Source organism: Streptomyces sp. MA5143a (genome assembly GCF_900290235.1).
In the GTDB taxonomy this organism is placed as follows: Bacteria; Actinomycetota; Actinomycetes; order Streptomycetales; family Streptomycetaceae; genus Streptomyces.
In genome coordinates this window covers 33,718-53,753 of sequence record NZ_OLMK01000072.1, presented here as the reverse complement: position 1 = coordinate 53,753, position 20,036 = coordinate 33,718, and the positions used below count along the sequence as shown (strand labels likewise).

17 protein-coding genes are annotated in these 20,036 nt (G+C 71.3%); 7 read left to right on the top strand and 10 right to left on the bottom strand.

What is annotated here, in order from left to right; all coding sequences use genetic code 11:
- The 9 genes from SMA5143A_RS28715 to SMA5143A_RS28675 form a co-directional block, all read right to left on the bottom strand.
- Complete coding sequence (locus tag SMA5143A_RS28715; RefSeq protein WP_107465718.1) at positions 1-744, bottom strand: PIG-L deacetylase family protein; 744 nt, start codon at positions 742-744, stop codon at positions 1-3.
- 2 nt (positions 745-746) lie between these two features.
- Entirely contained in the window at positions 747-2,048 is a 1,302-nt protein-coding gene (locus SMA5143A_RS28710; RefSeq protein ID WP_107465717.1) for an alpha/beta fold hydrolase, read from the bottom strand.
- A 102-nt stretch (positions 2,049-2,150) separates the two neighbouring features.
- Positions 2,151-3,176 (bottom strand): LacI family DNA-binding transcriptional regulator, encoded by a 1,026-nt coding sequence (locus SMA5143A_RS28705; protein ID WP_107465716.1) that lies wholly within the window; start codon positions 3,174-3,176, stop codon positions 2,151-2,153.
- Between the two features lie 110 nt (positions 3,177-3,286).
- A complete protein-coding gene (locus SMA5143A_RS28700) occupies positions 3,287-4,711 on the bottom strand; it encodes a BNR repeat-containing protein (protein ID WP_107465801.1) in 1,425 nt (474 codons plus the stop codon).
- Between the two features lie 56 nt (positions 4,712-4,767).
- Positions 4,768-5,088, bottom strand: a complete 321-nt coding sequence (locus SMA5143A_RS28695; protein ID WP_099968455.1) for an L-rhamnose mutarotase — start codon at positions 5,086-5,088, stop codon at positions 4,768-4,770.
- A 51-nt stretch (positions 5,089-5,139) separates the two neighbouring features.
- Positions 5,140-6,222, bottom strand: coding sequence for a rhamnose ABC transporter substrate-binding protein (gene rhaS / locus SMA5143A_RS28690; protein ID WP_107465715.1), 1,083 nt, complete (start codon positions 6,220-6,222; stop codon positions 5,140-5,142).
- A 66-nt stretch (positions 6,223-6,288) separates the two neighbouring features.
- Positions 6,289-7,320: an ABC transporter permease gene (locus tag SMA5143A_RS28685; RefSeq protein WP_107465714.1), complete on the bottom strand. Its 1,032-nt coding sequence runs from the start codon at positions 7,318-7,320 to the stop codon at positions 6,289-6,291.
- A complete protein-coding gene (locus tag SMA5143A_RS28680; protein ID WP_107465713.1) occupies positions 7,313-8,353 on the bottom strand; it encodes an ABC transporter permease in 1,041 nt (346 codons plus the stop codon). The genes SMA5143A_RS28685 and SMA5143A_RS28680 overlap by 8 nt, the downstream gene beginning before the upstream one ends.
- A complete protein-coding gene (locus SMA5143A_RS28675) occupies positions 8,350-9,867 on the bottom strand; it encodes a sugar ABC transporter ATP-binding protein (RefSeq protein ID WP_107465712.1) in 1,518 nt (505 codons plus the stop codon). The genes SMA5143A_RS28680 and SMA5143A_RS28675 overlap by 4 nt, the downstream gene beginning before the upstream one ends.
- A 255-nt stretch (positions 9,868-10,122) precedes the next feature.
- Between SMA5143A_RS28675 and rhaI the strand changes: the two genes are divergently transcribed.
- From rhaI to SMA5143A_RS28645, 6 genes are all read left to right on the top strand, one after another.
- Complete coding sequence (rhaI, locus tag SMA5143A_RS28670) at positions 10,123-11,283, top strand: L-rhamnose isomerase (RefSeq protein WP_107465711.1); 1,161 nt, start codon at positions 10,123-10,125, stop codon at positions 11,281-11,283.
- Positions 11,284-11,533: 250 nt separating this feature from the next.
- Positions 11,534-13,573 (top strand): bifunctional aldolase/short-chain dehydrogenase, encoded by a 2,040-nt coding sequence (locus SMA5143A_RS28665; RefSeq protein WP_107465710.1) that lies wholly within the window; start codon positions 11,534-11,536, stop codon positions 13,571-13,573.
- Positions 13,570-15,018 (top strand): rhamnulokinase, encoded by a 1,449-nt coding sequence (locus tag SMA5143A_RS28660; protein ID WP_107465709.1) that lies wholly within the window; start codon positions 13,570-13,572, stop codon positions 15,016-15,018. Before SMA5143A_RS28665 ends, SMA5143A_RS28660 begins: the two co-directional genes overlap by 4 nt.
- 223 nt (positions 15,019-15,241) lie before the next feature.
- A complete protein-coding gene (locus SMA5143A_RS28655) occupies positions 15,242-15,997 on the top strand; it encodes a (Fe-S)-binding protein (RefSeq protein WP_107465708.1) in 756 nt (251 codons plus the stop codon).
- A gap of 73 nt (positions 15,998-16,070) precedes the next feature.
- The gene (locus tag SMA5143A_RS28650; protein WP_258193789.1) at positions 16,071-17,651 is read left to right on the top strand and encodes a LutB/LldF family L-lactate oxidation iron-sulfur protein; all 1,581 of its coding nucleotides are present in this window, start codon (positions 16,071-16,073) and stop codon (positions 17,649-17,651) included.
- Positions 17,648-18,337, top strand: coding sequence for a LutC/YkgG family protein (locus SMA5143A_RS28645; RefSeq protein ID WP_107465707.1), 690 nt, complete (start codon positions 17,648-17,650; stop codon positions 18,335-18,337). Before SMA5143A_RS28650 ends, SMA5143A_RS28645 begins: the two co-directional genes overlap by 4 nt.
- Before the next feature lie 61 nt (positions 18,338-18,398).
- Here SMA5143A_RS28645 and SMA5143A_RS28640 read toward each other — a convergent pair whose 3' ends face one another.
- Complete coding sequence (locus SMA5143A_RS28640; protein ID WP_107465706.1) at positions 18,399-18,941, bottom strand: GNAT family N-acetyltransferase; 543 nt, start codon at positions 18,939-18,941, stop codon at positions 18,399-18,401.
- Positions 18,942-19,107: 166 nt separating this feature from the next.
- Between SMA5143A_RS28640 and SMA5143A_RS28635 the strand changes: the two genes are divergently transcribed.
- Positions 19,108-20,019, top strand: a complete 912-nt coding sequence (locus SMA5143A_RS28635) for an SAM-dependent methyltransferase (RefSeq protein WP_181362052.1) — start codon at positions 19,108-19,110, stop codon at positions 20,017-20,019.
- Positions 20,020-20,036 lie beyond the last annotated feature (17 nt).

Below are 20,036 nucleotides of genomic sequence, written 5' to 3'. Positions count from 1 at the left end.
TCAGCGGGGGAACACCTCGAAGGCCACGGCCGGGGTCCCGCCGAAGCGTTCACCCGCCGCCCGGGCGTGGCCGGTGAGGAAGTCGCGGGCGTAGGTCTCGGGGTCCTGGTCGGTCAACGTCTCCAGGTAGGCGCGGTGTTCGAGGAGGGAGGCGACGGCGCGGTCGAGGCCGGCCGTCGCGTCGACGGCATGGGTGGGGTGCGGGGAGCCGGCGACGGCCACCCAGCGGACGCCGTCCCACGGCTCCAGGCCCTGCTCGACGAGGTCGGGGAAGATCCAGCGGTTCCCGGCGTCGCCTGCGGCGTCCAGGGTGGCGCGGCCCACCGCGACATGGTCGGGGGTGTTCCAGACGGTGCCGCCCCAGGTGTCACGGTGGTTCATGGTGATCACCAGTTCGGGGCGGTGTCTGCGGATCGCGGCGGCGATGTCCCGGCGCAGGGCGGTGCCGTACTCGATGACACCGTCCCGGTGGTCGAGGAACTCCACCACCGAGACGCCCACGACGGCCGCACTGGCTCGCTGCTCCCGCTCGCGCAGCGGGCCGCAGCTCGCGGGGTCCAGGGTGTCGATGCCGGCCTCGCCGCGGGTGGCCAGGACGTACGCCACCTCGCGTCCGGCGTCGGTCCAGGCGGCGACCGCCGCCGCGCAGCCGTACTCGAGGTCGTCCGGGTGGGCCACCACGGCGAGGGCCCGCCGCCAGTCGTCGGGCAGGGGCAGGAGCCGGTCGGTCGGTGCGTCGGTCATCGTCACTCCTCGTCGCGGGCCAGCGCCAGCAGCCGGTCCAGGACCCGCGGCCCACCGGCCCGTACGCCGTCGTGTTCGAACTCGTCGGTGACCCAGGTACGCAGACCCCGGACGGCCCGGGCCGTCCGGAGCGAGTGGGCCGTGTCGACGTACATGTCGTCGTGGTAGACCGCGGCGGCGACCGGCACCTCGTTGACGGCGAGCCGGTCCGGGTCGTACAGAGGTGCCCAGCCCCGCTCCCGCGCCAGGTCCTCGGCCGTCTCGCGCAGGGGGCGCAGGGCGGGGTCGTTGTCGAACATCCAGGGGTGCACGGACTCACCCGTGAACAGCAGCGGGCCGTCACCGGTGAGGGTCTTGGCGGCGTCGAACTGCGGGAACCGAGCCCGCACCCGCTCGGCGGCCCAGTCGGTGGGGCCCGGGTCCTGGCCGTAGATCGCCTCGTGGAGGAGCGCGTACAGCGGGTGGCCGGCGTACGACAGCAGTCCCTGGACCTCCTCCTGGAAGGCGTCGGCGAGGGCGAGGCCCTGCGGGGTGCGCACGAAGGCGTCCTCCAGCAGGAAGTGCAGCCGGTGGCTGCCGTCGGAGCGGCCGAGCATGATGCCGAGCGACTGGAACGCCTCGACGGTGAACCGGTAGCCGTTCGGCAGCACCACCTCGTGCTGGAGGAGGTGCTCGGCGATCCGGCGGGCCCGCTCGACGTCCTGTGGGTAGCGGGCGTAGTGGGCGGCGACCTTGCGTTCGATGCGCGGGTAGGCGGCGTGGTACACGTCGTCGGCGGTCGCGTCGAGGGAGGGCAGTCCGCCGGTGATGAGGGCGCTGCTCAGCCCCTCGGGGGCGTAGGACAGATAGGTGACCGCGCAGAAGCCGCCGAAGCTCTGGCCGAGGACGGTCCAGGGGGCGCCGCCGGTCACCTCGCGGCGGATGGCCTCGCAGTCGCGGACGATGGAGTCGGCGCGGAAGCGGGCGAGGTAGTCGGCCTGCTCGGCGGGGCCGCCGCGCAGCGGGAGCGTCTGGCGGTTGGCCGGGGTGGAGGCGCCGGTGCCGCGCTGGTCGAGGAGCAGGACCCGGTACTCCCTCAGTGCCCGGTCGAGCCACGCCTGGCGGCCGACGAAGCGGTTGGCGCCGAAGCCGGGGCCGCCCTGGAGATAGAGCAGCCAGGGCAGGTCCTGGCCGGCCTTGTCGCCCGCGACGACCTCACGCCCGTACAGCTCGATCCGCTCCCCCGCCGGGTCGTGGTGGTCGAGGGGGACGCTGAAGCGGCGGTCGGTGAGGACGACACCGGGCTGCCGGTAGCTGACGGACAACGGGGCTCCTTGGGCGGACGGATACCGGACGGTGATCCAGTCCAGCACAGATTCTCCGCCCCGCCGAGCCGGTGGATCAAGAAGATCCCGCTGAACGGCCGGTCAGCGCGCCGAGAGGCTGGAGCGGCGCACCACCAGCTCCGGCTGGAGGACGACCCGACGGTGTTCGTGCGCGGTCGGCGCGGTGTCGGCCTCGGTCTCCTCCAGGAGCAGTGCGGCGGCGAGGGCGCCCATGGTGACGGCGGGCTGGCGCACGGAGGTGAGGGGGACGGCGGCCGCGGCGGCGAACTCGATGTCGTCGTAGCCGACGATGGCGAGGTCGTCGGGGACGCCAACACCGGCCGCGTACATGGCCTGGAGGACGCCGAGGGCGAGCAGGTCGTTGGCGCAGAACACGGCGGTCGGGCGGTCGGCCAGGCCGAGGAGACGGGCGCCCGCGTCCCGGCCCGCGGCCACGTCTAGGCGCTCGGTGGGCAGTTCCCGCAGGGAGTCCGGGCCGAGGCCCGCCTCCTCCAGCGCCTTCAGGGCGCCGGTGCGGCGGTCACGGACCTGGTTGAGGCCCGAGGGGCCGCTGACGTAGGCAATGGAGCGGTGGCCGGCGTCCACCAGGTGCCGTACGGCGAGCGCGCCGCCGGCGACGTCGTCGACGGAGACCGAGCACTCGGTGGTGCCCTCGGCGACACGGTCGACGAGGACGAAGGGGATGCCATGGCGGCGGAACGCCTCGATGTTGCGTCCGGTCGCGTCGGCGGGCGTCAACAGGACGCCCCGGACGCGCTGCTCGGCGAAGAGCGACAGGTACTCGGACTCCTCGCCGGCGCTCTGCGCGCTGTTGCAGACCATCACGCCGAGCCCGGCGTCGCGCGCGGCCCGCTCGGCACCGCGCGCGACGTCGACGAAGAAGGGGTTGCCCATGTCGAGCACGAGCAGTCCCATGATCCGGCTCCGCCCGGCCCGCAGTTGGCGCGCCGACTCGCTGCGGACGTAGCCGAGGCGGTCGATCGCGGCGAGCACGCGGGCCCGGGTCCCGGAGGCCACCGAATCCGGCCGGTTGATGACGTTCGACACCGTGCCGACGGAGACTCCGGCGGCAGCGGCGACGTCCTTGATACCCACCGACTGGGCCATGGGGTGGGGACCTCCAGGAAGGTGCGGAGCGGCGGGCATACGTTCACATTACCTTCGGGCCACCACAGGAATGGGCGCGTCGGGCGCGGGAACGTCCCGTCGTACGGGAATCAGGCGGGGAGGGCGAAGTCGATGACGCGGAGCGCCGACGGCGTGGTTCCGCTGGACTTCACCTGGTACATCACGGACAGGACGTTGTCCTGTGCGATCCGGGTCTCGTCGATGACGACCTCACCGAAGGCGTTGAGGGCGCTGGGGTCGAACAGGGACTTCCAGTCGGTGTATCCGGAGGCGGCGGACGCCCCCCATATCCGGCCGAAGGGCAGGATCGCGTACGCGTTGTCGTACGTGTCGAGGGCGAGCTTGGTGCGCTGGCTGGAGCCGAGGGCGACGGGAATCTCGGTCTTCTGCCAGGAGCCCGAGGCGTTCCTACGGACGTGGAAGGCGCGGCCGCCCGCGGTACGGTCGGCGACATAGTTCGTCGTGCACTGGCCGAAGCGGCCGGGGACGTAGCTGATGATCGCGTGCGGGCGGCCGGCGGAGTCCGTGAACTGGCTCTCCTGGTTCATCAGCGAGTGGTCCGGGTTGAGCGGGTCGACGACGAGCCCGGAGTCGGTGACGGCGACCTTGTCGGAGCCGCCGGTGGTGCCGACGACGGTGCCCGCGTTGCTGCGCCAGGTGCGGCCGCGGTCGTCGGAGTAGACGTAGCCGGTGTCGTGGTTGGTGATGCCGCCGCCGTTGCACATCACGGCGCCGTTCTGCTCGCGCCAGGTGAAGAAGGAGTGCAGCCGGCCGTTCCGGTCGTAGTCGATGCCGTGCAGGTACATGTTGCGGGCGGTGGAGGAGCCGTGCTCGCTGGTGTAGGTGCCGGTGGAGCTGCTCCACTCGCCGAGGTTGGTCCAGGACGTGCCGTCGTACTCGGCGAGCGCGTTGCGGCCGTTGCCGGAGATGCCGACGCGGTAGCTGAGTTGGAGCTTGCCGTCGGGCGTCGAGAGGAACTGCGGGTAGGTGAACTGCGAGGTGAGGGCGAGCCCGTCGAGGGTGGACTGGGGAGCGCCGAAGCGGCTCGTGGTCCAGCTCAGGCCGGCCGGGTTGTCCATGAGGCCGGCGACGGACTTGACGTAGGTGAAGCCGTCGCTGTGGGAGTCCATGTTGAGGTGGAGGCGGCCGTCGACCTTGGAGACGCCCATGGAGATGACGTTGTGGGAGTCGTTGTAGCGCAGGGTGTGGCCGACCTTGACGGTGGACCAGGTGCCGGAGCCGACGGCGCGGCGGCCGACGACGGCGTTGCGGTCGGCGGTGTACCAGACGGCGTACTGGTGGCCCTTGTAGGTCAGCAGGCCGTTCTTCTGGAACGCGTTGTTGTTGACCAGCCCGTCGTACGAGACGAAGTAGATGGCCTGGCTGTCCAGCAGGGTGGTGCCGGTCTGGCTGACCGAGGGGCCCGGGTCGGCGGCGCGGGCGGTGGCGGCACCGAGGGCGGGGCTCACCACGGCGCCTGCGAGGGCGGCACCGAGCACGGTACGTCTCTTCATCTCGGGGACTCCGTTGTCGTGCGACATGGGAAGGGGGGACGGGGCCAGCCGGCGGCTCAGGCCAGGTGGAACACCTCGGTGAGGGGCTTCATGGCCTCGTCGGGGCGGGCGCCGTCGAGGGACTCGAAGAAGGGTCCCATCTCGTTCTGCCAGCGGGCGTTGACCTCGGTGGCCTCCATGCCGGCGAGGGCGGCCTGGAAGTCCTCGGTCTCCAGGTAGCCGACGAGGAGGCCGTCGTCGCGCAGGAAGAGGGAGTAGTTGTGCCAGCCGGTGGCCGAGAGCGCTTCGAGCATCTCCGGCCACACGGCGGCGTGCCGCTCGCGGTACTCGTCGATCCGGTCCTGGCGGACCTTGAGCAGAAAGCAGACGCGCTGCATGAGTTACCGCTCCTGGGGGTGAGGGGGGTGGCGTCGACTCGGCTTCTGGGATCAGAAGTCGAACTTGTCGATGTTCTCCTTGGTGAAGACGGTGGGCTTGCCGAGGTTGATCACACCGTCCTTGCCGATGGTGTACTCGCCCATGTCGCCGGCGGTGAAGGTCTCGCCCTCCTTGCCGGTGATCTGGCCGGAGACCAGCGCGACGGCGGTGCGGGCGGCCAGCTCGCCGAGCTTCGCCGGGTCCCACAGCTCGAAGCCCTCGACGGTGCCGTCCTTGACGTACTTGCGCATGTCGTTGGGGGTGCCGAGGCCGGTCAGCTTGACCTTGCCCTTGTACTTGGAGCCCGACAGGTACTGGGCGGCGGCCTTGATGCCGACCGTGGTCGGGGAGATGATCCCCTTCAGCTTCGGGTACTCCTGGAGCAGGCCCTGGGTCTGCTGGAAGGACTTCTGGGCGTCGTCGTCGCCGTAGGCGACCTTGACGAGCTTGATGTTCTTGTACTTCGGGTCCTTGAGCTCGTCCTTCATGAACTCGATCCAGGTGTTCTGGTTGGTCGCGGTCTGCGCGGCCGACAGGATCGCGATCTCGCCCTTGTAGCCGATCTGTTCGGCGAGCAGCTGGACCTCGGTGCGGCCCAGGTCCTCGGCGCTGGCCTGCGAGACGAAGGCGTTGCGGCACTCCGGCTTGGTGTCGGAGTCGTAGGTGACGACCTTGATGTCGTTGCTCATGGCCTGCTTGAGGGCGGTGCACAGGGCGCCCGGGTCCTGCGCGGAGACGGCCATGGCGTCGACCTGCTGCTGGGTGAGGGTGTTGACGTAGTTCACCTGGCCGGAGGTGTCGGTGGCGCTGGAGGGGCCGACCTCCTTGTAGCTGGAGCCCAGCTCCTTGAGGGCCGTCTCGCCGCCCTTGTCGGCGGAGGTGAAGTACGGGTTGTTGACCTGCTTGGGCAGGAAGCCGACCGTCAGGCCCTTCTTCAGTTCGGCGTTCGGGTCGGCCTTGCCGGTCGCGCTCGCCGAGGCGGTGTCCTTCTTGACGTCCTCCTTGGTGGTGCCGCCGCAGGCGGTGGCCGCCAGGGCGAACGAGGTGACGGCCGCGAGCGCCGCACAGGAGCGACGGAGGGTTGCCTTGCGCATGATGATTCCTTGGATAGGGAGGGACGGGCGGGTGTGCGGTGAGGAATCGGCGGTGGGGGCCAGCCGTCAGGGGGCTGGAGTGGGCGCCTTGGGCACCGGCGCTGGGGCCGCGCCGCGGCCGGCCCTCGCGACGGAGATCTGGCGTGCGACCCGGGGGCCGAGCACGGAGAGGACGAGCAGGACACCGGTGACGACGATCTGCGACTGGGCGGAGACGTCCTCAAGGCTCATCACGTTCTGGAGGGTGCCGAGGAGGAACACTCCGGCGATCGCGCCGCCGAGGGTGCCCTTGCCGCCGTCGAAGTCGATGCCGCCGAGCAGCACGGCCGCGATGACGGACAGTTCGAGCCCGGTGGCGTTGTCGTAGCGGGCGCTGGCGTAGTGCAGGGCCCAGAAGACGCCGGTGAGGGAGGCCATCAGACCGGTGACGGTGAACAGGATCAGCTTCTGGCGCTTGACGCGGATACCGGTGAAGCGCGCGGCCTCCTCGCTGGCGCCGATCGCGAACAGGGACCGTCCGAACGGGGTGGCGTGCAGGGCGATCACGGCGATGACGAGCAGCACCAGGAACGGGATGAGGGCCTGGGGGACGAAGCTGTCGCCGATGCGGCCGGCCGCGAAGTCCAGGTACTGCGTGGGGAAGTCGGTGACCGCGTCGGAGCCGAGCACGATCTGCGCGACGCCCCGGTAGGCGGCGAGGGTGCCGATGGTGACGGCGAGGGAGGACAGGCCGAGCCGGGTGACCAGCAGGCCGTTGATCAGTCCGCAGACCACACCGAGGGCCAGGCAGATCGGGATGATCGTCTCGATGGTCATGCCCTGGTTCCACAGGGCGCCCATGACCGCGCCGGACAGGCCGGCCGTGGAGGCGACCGACAGGTCGATCTCACCGGACACCACGAGCAGGGTCATCGGCAGGGCGATCAGCGCGATCGGCAGGGTGTTGCCGATGAGGAACGACAGGTTGAGCGCGTTGCCGAAGCCGTCGACGGTGGAGAAGGACAGCAGGAGCACGACGATCAGGAGGGCGCCGACGGCGGAGTCCCACCGCTTCAGGGCGGACCAGCGGCTCGCGTGCGAGGACGTGGGGTCAGCCATGGCGGGCGTTCCTCTTCTTCAGGGCGGTCGCCACCCGCAGCGCGACCAGGCGGTCCACGGCGATGGCGAGGATGAGCAGGACGCCGTTGATGGCGAGCACCCACACCGAGCTGACGCCGAGGGCGGGCAGGACGCTGTTGATGGACGTCAGCAGCAGGGCACCGAGCGCGGCCCCGTAGACGCTGCCGGAGCCGCCGGTGAAGACGACACCGCCGACCACGACCGCGCTGACGACGGTCAGTTCGTACCCGGTGCCCGTGCCGGAGTCGACGTTGCCGAAGCGGGCCAGGTAGAGGGCGCCCGCGAGGCCGGCGAGGGCGCCGCAGAAGGTGTAGGCGACCAGGATCCGCTTGCGGACGGGGATGCCGGCGAGGCGGGCGGCCTCGGGGTTGGAGCCGAGGGCGTACAGCTCGCGGCCGCTGCCGAAGTGCTTCAGGTAGTAGGCCGTCGCCACCAGGACCACAGCTGCGATCAGGGCGAGGTAGGGCACCGCGAGGATGCCGCCGGAGCCGAAGTCGATGAACCCGTCGGGCAGGCCGGAGGCGACGATCTGCCGGGAGCCGACCCAGATCGAGTCGATGCCGCGGATGATGTAGAGGGTGCCGAGGGTGACGACGAGGGCGGGCACCTGGCCGAGGCTGACGAGCAGCCCGTTGAGCAGGCCGAAGCCGATGCCCATCAGGACCGCGAGGAGCACGGCCACGACCGCGTTCCCGCCGCCCTGGAGATAGGTGCCGGCGGCGAAGGCGCTGATGCCGAGCGTGGAGCCGACCGACAGGTCGACGTTGCGGGTGATGACGACCAGGGACTGGCCGACGGCGACCAGCACCAGGATGGTCGCGTTGAGCAGCAGGTCCTTGATGCCCTGCTCGGTGAGGAACTCGCTGTTGCCGAGCTGGGTGACGACGACCATCGCCACGAAGACGACCAGGATGGCGAGTTCACGCATCTTGAAGACGCGGTCCACGAGCCGGGTGCCGCTGGACCTGGGCACCTCGGCGACGGGGGTGTTCTCGGGGGCGGTCACCGTCATGCGGCTGCCCTCCCCGTGGCTGCGGCCATCACGGTTTCCTCGGTGGCTTCGGAGCGAGGGATCTCGGCGGTGAGCCGGCCCTCGTGCATCACGAGCACGCGGTCGGCCATGCCGAGGATCTCGGGCAGGTCGGAGGAGATCATCAGGACCGCCACACCGTCGGCGGCGAGCTGACTGAGGAGGCGGTGGACCTCGGCCTTGGTGCCGACGTCGATGCCGCGGGTGGGCTCGTCGACGATCAGCACCTTCGGGCCGGTGGCGAGCCACTTGGCGAGGACGACCTTCTGCTGGTTGCCGCCGGACAGCGTGTTGACGGTGTCCGCGAGGCGGGCGTACTTCACCTGGAGCTTGACCGCCCAGTCGAGGGAGCGGCTGCGTTCGGCGCCGCGGTCCACCAGGCCGGCCTTCACGGTCGTGCGGAGGCCGGTGAGGCCGATGTTGCGTTCGATGGACATGTCCATCACCAGGCCCTGGGCGCGGCGGTCCTCGGGGACCAGGGCGAGCCCGGCGGACATGGCGGTGGAGGGCGCCCCGTTGGTGAGGGGCTTCCCGTCGACGGCGACCTCGCCCGCGTCCCAGCGGTCCACGCCGAAGACGGCCCGTGCCACCTCGGTGCGGCCGGCGCCGACGAGGCCGGCCAGGCCGACGATCTCGCCGCGGCGGACGTCGAAGGAGACATCGGTGAAGACGCCCTCACGGGTCAGTCGACGCACGCTCAGGGCGACCTCGCCGGGCTCGACCTCCTGCTTGGGGTACAGCTCCTCCAGGTCGCGGCCCACCATGCGACGCACCAGATCGTCCTCGGTCATGCCGTCGACGGGTTCGCTGGAGATCCAGGCGCCGTCGCGCAGGGTGGTGACCCGCCGGCAGATCTGGAAGATCTCCTCCAGACGGTGGGAGATGAACAGGACGGCGGAACCCTGCTCGCGCAGGGTGCGGACGACACCGAAGAGGCGGGCCACCTCGCTGCCGGTGAGGGCCGCCGTCGGCTCGTCCATGATCAGGACGCGGGCGTCGAAGGACAGGGCCTTGGCGATCTCGACGATCTGCTGGTCGGCGATGGACAGGCCGCGTGCCGGACGGTCCGGGTCGAGTTCGACGCCGAGCCGCCGCATCAGGGCGAGGGTCGCCGCGTGCGTGGCCTTGTGGTCGATCCGGCCGAGGGCGCGCCGGGGTTGGCGGCCCATGAAGATGTTCTCGGCGATCGACAGGTCGGGGAAGAGCGTGGGCTCCTGGTAGATCACGGCGATGCCCGCGTCGCGGGCGTCGGCCGGACCGTGGAACACCGTGGGCACTCCGTCGAGGAGCACCTGGCCGGAGTCCGGTCGGTGCACCCCGGCGAGGGTCTTGATCAGGGTCGACTTGCCCGCTCCGTTCTCGCCGGCGAGTGCGTGCACCTCGCCCGGGAACAGTTCGAGGGACACGTCCCGCAGGGCGCGTACGGCGCCGAAGGACTTGGAGATGTCCTTCAGCGCGAGAACGGGGGCCGGACCCGTGTCGGACCGGTCTGTCATGGGGGCTCCTCGACGACGCCGGTGGCGGAGGGCCGAGCCCTCACCGCGTCGTGAAAGGTTTCAACTAGGTTGCCGGGACGTTAGGCACCCCATGCAGGTCACGTCAATGGGTTCCGGTCGAAAATTTTTCGATAGATGAGGTCACAACAGGATCACGGACGACAGTCTTGACCTGGGGGGTTGACAGTCGGACGAGCCGCTCATAGTTTCCCGTGCTGAATCGTTTCAGACATCAAAGTCGGTAGGAGCCCTGACGTGACCGAGCTCGCCGCGGTGAAGGCCGCCCTCAAGACCCAGGCCGTCGAGACGCCGTCGTGGGCGTACGGAAACTCCGGAACCCGTTTCAAGGTCTTCGCCCAGGCCGGTGTGCCGCGCAACCCCTGGGAGAAGCTGGACGACGCCGGCAAGGTGCACGAGTACACGGGCGTGGCCCCGACCGTGGCGCTGCACATCCCCTGGGACAAGGTCGACGACTACGCGGCGCTCGCCAAGCACGCCCAGCAGCGGGGTGTGCGGCTCGGCGCGATCAACTCCAACACCTTCCAGGACGACGACTACAAGCTGGGCAGCATCTGCCACCCGGACGCGACGGTCCGCCGCAAGGCCGTCGACCATCTGCTGGAGTGCGTCGACATCATGGACGCCACCGGGTCCCGCGATCTGAAGCTGTGGTTCGCGGACGGCACGAACTACCCCGGCCAGGACGATGTGCGCGAGCGGCAGGACCGGCTGGCCGAGGGGCTGGCCGAGGTGTACGAGCGGCTCGGGGACGGGCAGCGGATGCTGCTGGAGTACAAGTTCTTCGAGCCGGCGTTCTACACGACCGACGTCCCGGACTGGGGCACCGCCTACGCCCACTGTCTGAAGCTCGGGCCGAAGGCGCAGGTCGTCGTCGACACCGGCCACCATGCCCCGGGCACCAACATCGAGTTCATCGTGGCGACGCTGCTGCGGGAGGGGAAGCTCGGCGCGTTCGACTTCAACTCCCGGTTCTACGCCGACGACGACCTGATGGTCGGCGCGGCCGACCCCTTCCAGCTGTTCCGGATCATGTACGAGGTGGTGCGCGGCGGCGGGTTCACTCCCGAGGTCGCGTTCATGCTCGACCAGTGCCACAACATCGAGGCGAAGATCCCGGCGATCATCCGGTCGGTGATGAACGTCCAGGAGGCCACGGCGAAGGCGCTGCTGGTGGACGGGGAGGCGCTGCGCTCCGCTCAGCGGGCCGGGGACGTGCTGGAGGCCAACGCCGTACTGATGGACGCGTACAACACGGACGTGCGGCCGCTGCTCCGTGAGGTGCGGGAGGAGATGGGGCTGGACCCCGAACCGCTGAAGGCGTACCGCGCGTCCGGGTGGGCCTCGAAGATCGTCGAGGAGCGGGTGGGAGGCGAGCAGGCCGGCTGGGGGGCGTGATCTCCGGGTTCCGTCTGCCTGTGCTTGTTCGTTGCGGGCTGTGGGCCGTTCGTGGCTGGTCGCGCAGTTCCCCGCGCCCCTGAAAAGCAGGGGCTGCGCCCCGTGCTCTTCAGGCCCGCAGGGCCTGGGCCTTGGGGGCGCGGGGAACTGCGCGAGAGGCCCCGCGCACCCGCACTCGGCGACGCGCCCCGTACCCCCGAGCCGTATTCCGTACCCCCCGTACTCATCTCACCGTAAGGATTGATCGCACATGGCAACCCATCCCGAAGCCGCAGCTCTGCTCGCCCGGTCCCGGCGGCTCGGTGCCGATCCCCGGAACACCAACTACGCCGGTGGCAACGCGTCCGCCAAGGGGAGCGACACCGACCCCGTCACCGGGGGTGATGTGGAGCTGATGTGGGTGAAGGGGTCCGGGGGCGACCTCGGGACGCTCACCGAGGCCGGGCTTGCCGTGCTGCGGCTGGACCGGATGCGGGCGCTCGTCGACGTGTACCCGGGGGTGGAGCGCGAGGACGAGATGGTCGCCGCGTTCGACTACTGCCTGCACGGCAAGGGCGGGGCGGCCCCGTCGATCGACACGGCCATGCACGGGCTCGTGGACGCCGCCCACGTCGACCATCTGCACCCGGACTCCGGGATCGCGCTGGCCTGCGCGGCCGACGGGGAGAAGCTGACCGCCGAGTGTTTCGGGGACAGCGTGGTGTGGGTGCCGTGGCGTCGGCCCGGCTTCCAGCTGGGGCTGGACATCGCCGCCGTGAAGCGGGACAACCCGGGGGCCGTCGGCTGTGTGCTCGGCGGGCACGGCATCACCGCCTGGGGCGACACCGCCGAGGAGTGCGAGCGGAACTCGCTCCACATCATCCGCACCGCCGAGGCGTTCCTCCGGGAGAAGGGGAAGGCCGAGCCGTTCGGGCCGGTGGTCGAGGGGTACGAGGCGCTGGAGGCCGGGGCGCGCCGGGAGCGGGCCGCCGCGCTCGCGCCGCATGTGCGGGCCATCGCCTCGCGGGACAAGCCGCAGGTGGGGCACTTCACCGACTCCGACGTCGTGCTCGACTTCCTGGCGAGCGCGGAGCACCCGCGGCTCGCCGCGCTGGGCACCTCGTGCCCGGACCACTTCCTCCGGACGAAGGTCCGCCCGCTCGTGCTGGACCTCCCCCCGACCGCGGACCTGGACACGGCGATCGCCCGGCTGACGGAGCTGCACGCCGAGTACCGCGAGGAGTACGCGGCCTACTACCGGCGGCACGCCGAGCCCGACTCCCCCGCGATGCGCGGCGCCGACCCGGCGATCGTGCTGGTCCCGGGCGTCGGCATGTTCAGCTTCGGCAAGGACAAGCAGACGGCGCGGGTGGCCGGAGAGTTCTACGTCAACGCGATCAACGTGATGCGGGGCGCCGAGGCGGTCTCCACGTACGCGCCGATCGAGGAGTCGGAGAAGTTCCGCATCGAGTACTGGGCCCTCGAGGAGGCCAAGCTCCAGCGGATGCCGAAGCCGAAGCCGCTGGCCACCCGGGTGGCACTGGTGACGGGGGCGGGCAGCGGGATCGGCAGGGCGATCGCCCACCGGCTGGTCGCGGAGGGGGCGTGTGTCGTCGTCGCCGATCTGAACGGCGAGAACGCCGCCGCCGTGGCCGAGGAGCTGGGCGGGGCCGACAAGGCCGTCGCCGTGACGGTCGACGTGACCGACGAGGAGCAGATCGCCGGGGCCTTCAAGGCGGCCGTGCTCGCCTTCGGCGGGGTCGATCTCGTCGTCAACAACGCCGGAATCTCGATCTCCAAGCCGCTGCTGGAGACCTCCGCCAGGGACTGGGATCTCCAGCACGACATCATGGCCCGCGGTTCGTTCCTGGTGTCGCGTGAGGCGGCGCGGGTGATGATCGCGCAGAAGCTGGGCGGCGACATCGTCTACATCGCCTCCAAGAACGCCGTCTTCGCCGGCCCCAACAACATCGCCTACTCCGCCACCAAGGCCGACCAGGCCCACCAGGTGCGGCTGCTCGCCGCCGAGCTGGGCGAGCACGGCATCCGCGTCAACGGCGTCAACCCGGACGGGGTGGTGCGGGGCTCCGGCATCTTCGCCGGCGGCTGGGGCGCCCAGCGGGCGGCGACGTACGGCATCGAGGAGGGGAAGCTCGGCGAGTTCTACGCCCAGCGGACCATCCTCAAGCGGGAGGTGCTGCCCGAGCACGTCGCCAACGCGGTGTTCGCGCTGACCGGCGGGGAGCTGACGCACACCACCGGGCTGCACGTCCCGGTCGACGCCGGCGTCGCCGCCGCCTTCCTGCGATGAGCACGGCCGTGAAGTCCTACGCCGCGGTCGACCTCGGCGCGTCCAGCGGGCGGGTCATGGTCGGCCGGGCGAGCCGGGACTCGCTGGAGCTGGTCGAGGCGCACCGGTTCCCCAACCGGCCGGTGCGCACGCCCGAGGGGCTGCGCTGGGACGTGCTCGCCCTGTACGCGGGGGTTCTCGACGGGCTGAAGGCGGCCGGGCCGGTCGACTCCGTCGGCATCGACAGCTGGGCCGTCGACTACGGGCTGCTGGACGCCGACGGGGCACTCCTCGGCAACCCGGTGCACTACCGGGACACCCGCACCGACGGCGTCGCCGAGAAGGCGTGGGCCACCGTGCCCGCCGCCGAGCTGTACGCTGCCACCGGGTTGCAGTACGCCCCCTTCAACACGCTGTACCAGCTGATCGCCGCCAGGTCGTCGGCGCAGCTGGCGTACGCGAGGCGGCTGCTGCTCATCCCGGACCTGCTGTCGTACTGGCTCACCGGTGAGGTCGGCACGGAGCTGACGAACGCGTCCACGACCCAGCTGATCGATCCGCGCACCCGTGACTGGGCGTACGGCGTGGCGGAGCGGCTCGGGGTCGACCTGGAGCTGTTCGGGCCGCTGCGGCGGCCGGGCGACCCGGCGGGGCTGCTACGGCCGCGGGTGCTGGAGGAGACGGGGCTGACCGGGCCGGTGCCGGTGACGACCGTGGGCTCCCACGACACCGCCTCGGCGGTCGCGGCCGTACCCGCCACCGGTGAGCGGTTCGCGTACATCTGCACCGGCACCTGGTCGCTGGCCGGGCTGGAGCTGGACGCGCCGGTGCTGACCGAGGAGAGCCGGGCCGCCAACTTCACCAACGAGCTGGGGCTCGACGGCACGGTCCGCTATCTGCGGAACATCATGGGCCTGTGGCTGCTGCAGGAGTGCGTACGGGACTGGGGGGGCCCGGATCTCGGGGAGCTGCTGGGGGCCGCCGCCGGGGTGCCGGCGCTGCGGTCGGTCGTGGACGCGGGGGACTCGGCGTTCCTCGCGCCCGGCCGGATGCCGGAGCGGATCGCCGCGGCGTGCCGGGAGTCGGGGCAGCCGGTGCCCTCCTCCCCCGCGGAGGTCACCCGCTGCATCCTCGACTCCCTCGCCCTCGCCCACCGGCGGGCCGTCGCCGAGGCCCAGGCGCTGGCGGACCACCCGGTGGACGTCGTCCACATCGTCGGGGGCGGCACCCGCAACGCCCTGCTGTGCCAGCTCACCGCCGACGCCTGTGGGCTGCCGGTGGTGGCGGGCCCCGCGGAGGCCGCGGCCCTGGGCAACGTCCTGGTCCAGGCCCGCACGCACGGCGTCGTCGACGACCGGGCCTCGATGCGCGGGCTCGTCGCCCGCACGCAGCCGCTGACGCGGTACGAGCCGCAGGGCGACCCGGCGGCCTGGCGCGCGGCGCAGGACCGGCTCGCGCGGGCGTGAGAGGCGCCCGGCGGCCTGTGCCGGGTCGACGCCCGCTCCGGCGGCCGGTGCGCTCAGGGCTGACGCCCGCTCCGGCGGCCGGTGTGTTTCCTGCTCGACGTCCTCCCCTGCCCGGTGACGGGCGGGCCCCGCGCGGCGATTCCGGCCAGCGGGGCCCCTCGCCCTCGGGGCGTTGGCGTCGTACCCTGCTTTCATCCGATGACCGACCCCTCAAGGAGCCGCGATGCGTGTCGCTCTGTTCCTGACCTGTGTCAACGACACGCTCTATCCGGAAACCGGCCGCGCCGTGGTGAAACTGCTGACCAGGCTGGGCGTCGAGGTGGACTTCCCGATGGATCAGACCTGCTGCGGGCAGGCCCACTACAACACCGGGTACCGACATCAGGCGGAACCCCTGGCCCGAAAGTTCTCCGATGTATTCGGTGGGTACGAGGCGATCGTGACGCCGTCCGGGTCGTGCGGGGCGATGGTGCGGGAGCTGTATCCGCGGATGGGTGAGCGGGCGCGCGCCGAGGGGCGCGGCGACACGCTGGCGCGCACGCTCGCGCCGGTCGTGCCGAAGACGTACGAGCTGACCGAGTTCCTGGTGGACGTGCTGGGCGTGACGGACGTCGGGGCGTACTACCCGCACAAGGTCACCTACCACCCGACCTGCCACGGGCTGCGCGGTCTCGGGCTCGGCGAGCGGCCGCGGCGGCTGCTCCAGGCGGTGAAGGGGCTGGAGCTGGTGGAGCTGCCGGGGGCGGACGAGTGCTGCGGTTTCGGCGGCACCTTCGTCGTGAAGAACTCCGACGTCTCGGCGGCGATGGGCCGCGACAAGGTGCGCAACGCGGAGTCCACGGGCGCGGAGGCCCTGTGCGCGGCCGACAACTCGTGCCTCATGCACCTCGGCGGCACCATGGCCCGGCTGCGCACGAGCATGCGGCCGGTCCACATCGCCGAGATCCTGGCGAGCACGGAAGAGGAGCCGCTGGTATGACCGGCCGTACGGAGAAGACGGTGAAGGAGACCGCCGTGGACGGGACCTCGGCGAGCACGATCGGGGGCGGCGCGTGAGTGGGACGTTCGTCGGGATGCCGGCGTTTCCGAAGGCGGCGCACGAGGCCGTGCACAACGCGACACTGCGCGGCAATCTGCGGCACGCCACACACACGATCCGCGCCAAGCGGGCGATGGCCGTCACGGAGGTGTCGGACTGGGCGGAGCTGCGCGAGGCCGGCAAGCGGATCAAGGACCACACCCTTCGCCATCTCGACCGGTACCTGGTGCAGTTGGAGGAGTCGGTGACGGCGGCGGGCGGTACCGTCCACTGGGCCGCCGACGCGGACGAGGCCAACCGCATCGTGACCTATCTGGTCAAGTCGACCGGTGAGACGGAGGTCGTCAAGGTCAAGTCGATGGCCACGCAGGAGATCGGGCTGAACGAGGCGCTGGAGGCCGAGGGCATCCGCGCCTACGAGACGGATCTCGCCGAGCTGATCGTGCAGTTGGGCAAGGACCGCCCGTCGCACATCCTCGTCCCCGCGATCCACCGCAACCGGGGCGAGATCCGGGACATCTTCGCGAAGGAGATGAGCGAGTGGGGCCGCCCGGCCCCCGACGGGCTGACCGACACGCCCGCCGAGCTGGCGGAGGCGGCGCGCCTGCATCTGCGGGAGAAGTTCCTGCGGGCCAAGGTGGGCATCTCCGGAGCCAACTTCATGGTCGCCGACACCGGCACCCTGGTCGTGGTGGAGTCGGAGGGCAACGGCCGGATGTGCCTCACCCTGCCCGAGACGCTGATCTCGGTCGTCGGGATCGAGAAGATCGTGCCGACCTGGCAGGACCTGGAGGTGTTCCTCCAGACCCTCCCCCGCTCGTCCACGGCCGAGCGGATGAACCCGTACACCTCGATGTGGACCGGCACGACGGACTCCGGGACGGCCGACGGCCCGAGCACCTTCCACCTCGTCCTGATCGACAACGGCCGCACCGACACGCTCGCCGACGAGGTCGGCCGCCAGGCGCTGCGCTGCATCCGCTGCTCGGCGTGCCTGAACGTGTGCCCCGTGTACGAGCGGGCGGGCGGCCACGCGTACGGCTCGGTCTACCCGGGCCCCATCGGTGCCATCCTCAGCCCGCAACTGCGGGGCACGGGAAGCGAGATCGACTCCTCCCTGCCCTACGCCTCGTCGCTGTGCGGCGCCTGCTACGAGGTGTGCCCGGTGGCCATCGACATCCCGGAGGTGCTGGTGCATCTGCGGGAGCGGGTCGCGCAGGGCGGGCAGGTGACGCGGAAGGGCGCCAAGGTCGTGCTCAAGCCCGCGAAGGGCCACGCCGCCGAGCGGGCGGCGATGCGGGCGGCCGGCTGGGCCTTCACCCACCCGGCCGCGCTGCGCACCGGCCAGCGGCTGGCGTCCCGCACCCGCCGATTCCACCCCCGTACGCTGCCGGGCCCCGGCATGGCGTGGAGCGCGAGCCGCGCCCTGCCGAAGCTGCCGGCGGAACCGTTCCGCGACTGGTGGCAGCGGACGAACGGGGGGCGGACGGAACAGGGGGGCGCGGACGGGGGCCCCTCGCTCCGCGGGCGGGACGGCGGCGGAGGTCGGGCGAACGGCGAGAGGGCCGGCGGCGGAGAGGACGGCGGCAAGTGAGCAGCAGGGATCTGATCCTGGGTCGGGTGCGGCGCGCGCTCGCCGACGTACGACGCGACGACAGGCCCCCCGTGCCTGACGAGGCGGGGAGGGACGTCCAGTACGAGCAGGCCGTTCCACGAACGTACCTCCGGGAGCACGGCGAACGGGACGTGGCGGAGACGGTGGAACTGCTGGCCGAGAACCTGGCCGACTACCGGGCGATCGTGCACCGCACGGATACGGCCGGACTCCCCGACGTCATCGCGGAGTTGCTGGCCGCGCACGGCTCCTCCTCGGTTCTCGTGCCGCCCGCGCTGCCCGAGGAGTGGCTGTCGGCGACGGAGGTGACACGGGTCGCCGACCGGGCCGAGAGCACGCCGCACGAACTGGACGAGGTGGACAGTGTGGTCACGGCCTGCGCGCTCGCGATCGCGGAGACCGGCACGATCGTCCTGGACGGCTCCCCGGACCAGGGCCGCCGCCGCGTCACGCTGGTCCCCGACCACCACATCTGCGTCGTACGCGTCCCCGCCCAGGTCGTCCCCTCGGTCCCCCTGGCCCTGGAACGCCTCGACCCCACCCGCCCCCTGACCTGGATCTCCGGCCCCTCCGCCACGAGCGACATCGAACTGGACCGAGTGGAGGGGGTCCACGGCCCACGCACCCTGGAGGTGGTGCTGGTCGGCGGGGGCGGGGGCGAGTGAGCCGCGACAAGTGAGGCGAGTCGCGCGGCGTGCGCCTCGTCACCGGCCCTCCCGCCGCGACTCACCTGGACGGCACGGCCGGGGGCCGCATGCCGAGCCACTGTTCGGCCTCCCAGGCCTCGAAGCGTTCCACCTCGGTGAAGCCGAGTTTCGTGGCGAGGCGCATCGAGGGGGTGTTGGCGGTCTGGGTGGTGAGGACCACCGGCTCGCCGGGGAGCGCGGCGGTCAACCAGCCGAGGGCCGCCGCGCACGCCTCGGCCGCGTATCCGTGTCCCCATGCCCGGGGGAGGAAGAGGTAGCCGAGGTCGAGCTTGCCCGCGGCGGCCGGGCGACGGTGGCCCGTCGCTCGCCTGAGCAGCACGTGACCGATCATCTTCCCGTCGAGATCGACGACGAAGCTCCCGGGCCACTGCTCGGGCACCTCCGGCATCTCGCGTTCGAGTGCGTCGCGCGGCCGGGGACCGCCGAGGTAGGTGTGCACCTCCGGCGAGGAGTGCAGCTCGACGAACGCCGCACGGTCCCGGGTTCCGGGCTCACGGAGCACGAGTCTCTCGGTACGGATCGGCTCAGGCGGCGGCCAGGCCACGGTTCCCAGATCTTCCATCCGCGCACGCTAACAGGTGGTCAACTCGCCCTGGGGAAAGTGTCGGTGGGCGACCCGCGGCCGGATCTCGACGGTGTCCGCCGGCTTGGCGGCGGACTGTCGATCATGACCATGGCGATCTTGTTAGGTTGGGTGGCTCTTGCACGCATCAACACGGGGAGCCCTCATGCCACTCGACCGTCCGGTGATCAACTCCGGGGTACCGCACTCGGCGCGGATCTGGAACTACTGGCTCGGCGGCAAGGACTGCTACGAGATCGACCGGCAGGTCGGGGACGAGATCCGGCGGGCCAACCCCCAGATCGTCGACATCGCCCGCGCGCAACGGGCGTTCCTGCGCAGGGCTGTCACCCACCTCGCCGCGGTGGCCGGGTTACGTCAGTTCCTCGACGTCGGCACGGGGCTGCCCACCGCCGACAACACCCACGAGGTCGCCCAACGCGTCGCCAGGGACGCGCGGATCGTCTACGTCGATCACGACCCCATCGTCCTCGTCCACGCCAACGCCCTCCTCAACGGCGCCCCCGAGGGAGCCACCGCCTTCGTCGACGCCGACCTGCGCGACCCGGACACCATCCTCGAACGCGCCGCCCACACCCTCGACTTCAGCCGACCCGTCGGCCTCATCCTCCTCGGCGTCGCCGCGCACCTCCCCGACGAGTCCGCGTACGACGTCGTCGCCCGCCTGGTGGACGCCCTGCCCTCCGGCAGTCACCTCGTGTTCGGCGACAGCACCGAGGTGTACCGGCCGCAGGCCATGCGCTCCATGGTCGAGCACTGGAACAAGACCGGCGACAATCCCCGCGTCAACCGCTCCCCCGAGCAACTGGCCCGCTTCTTCCAGGGGTTGGAGCTGCTCGAACCGGGCCTGGTGTCCGTGGGCCGGTGGCGGGCCGAACGGACGGACGGCCCGGCCGGCGGCCCGAGCGGGGTCACGCCCGGCTCCGGCGCCGGCATCAGCTCCGGCTCCGGCTCCGGCTCCGGCTCCGGCTCCGGCATCAGCTCCGGCTCCGGCTCCGGACACGATGACGAGCCGTGGGACGTGGACTGCTTCGGTGGGGTCGGACACAAGCCGTAGGCGACTTCGCCGGCGGC

Excerpts from the sequence above, each read along its gene's own strand:
- SMA5143A_RS28715 (WP_107465718.1), bottom strand. The coding sequence starts at position 744 with ATGACCGACGCACCGACCGACCGGCTCCTGCCCCTGCCCGACGACTGG.
- SMA5143A_RS28705 (WP_107465716.1), bottom strand. The coding sequence starts at position 3,176 with ATGGCCCAGTCGGTGGGTATCAAGGACGTCGCCGCTGCCGCCGGAGTC.
- SMA5143A_RS28700 (WP_107465801.1), bottom strand. The coding sequence starts at position 4,711 with ATGAAGAGACGTACCGTGCTCGGTGCCGCCCTCGCAGGCGCCGTGGTG.
- SMA5143A_RS28695 (WP_099968455.1), bottom strand. The coding sequence starts at position 5,088 with ATGCAGCGCGTCTGCTTTCTGCTCAAGGTCCGCCAGGACCGGATCGAC.
- rhaS (WP_107465715.1), bottom strand. The coding sequence starts at position 6,222 with ATGCGCAAGGCAACCCTCCGTCGCTCCTGTGCGGCGCTCGCGGCCGTC.
- SMA5143A_RS28685 (WP_107465714.1), bottom strand. The coding sequence starts at position 7,320 with ATGGCTGACCCCACGTCCTCGCACGCGAGCCGCTGGTCCGCCCTGAAG.
- SMA5143A_RS28680 (WP_107465713.1), bottom strand. The coding sequence starts at position 8,353 with ATGACGGTGACCGCCCCCGAGAACACCCCCGTCGCCGAGGTGCCCAGG.
- SMA5143A_RS28675 (WP_107465712.1), bottom strand. The coding sequence starts at position 9,867 with ATGACAGACCGGTCCGACACGGGTCCGGCCCCCGTTCTCGCGCTGAAG.
- SMA5143A_RS28665 (WP_107465710.1), top strand. The coding sequence starts at position 11,534 with ATGGCAACCCATCCCGAAGCCGCAGCTCTGCTCGCCCGGTCCCGGCGG.
- SMA5143A_RS28660 (WP_107465709.1), top strand. The coding sequence starts at position 13,570 with ATGAGCACGGCCGTGAAGTCCTACGCCGCGGTCGACCTCGGCGCGTCC.
- SMA5143A_RS28655 (WP_107465708.1), top strand. The coding sequence starts at position 15,242 with ATGCGTGTCGCTCTGTTCCTGACCTGTGTCAACGACACGCTCTATCCG.
- SMA5143A_RS28640 (WP_107465706.1), bottom strand. The coding sequence starts at position 18,941 with ATGGAAGATCTGGGAACCGTGGCCTGGCCGCCGCCTGAGCCGATCCGT.
- SMA5143A_RS28635 (WP_181362052.1), top strand. The coding sequence starts at position 19,108 with ATGCCACTCGACCGTCCGGTGATCAACTCCGGGGTACCGCACTCGGCG.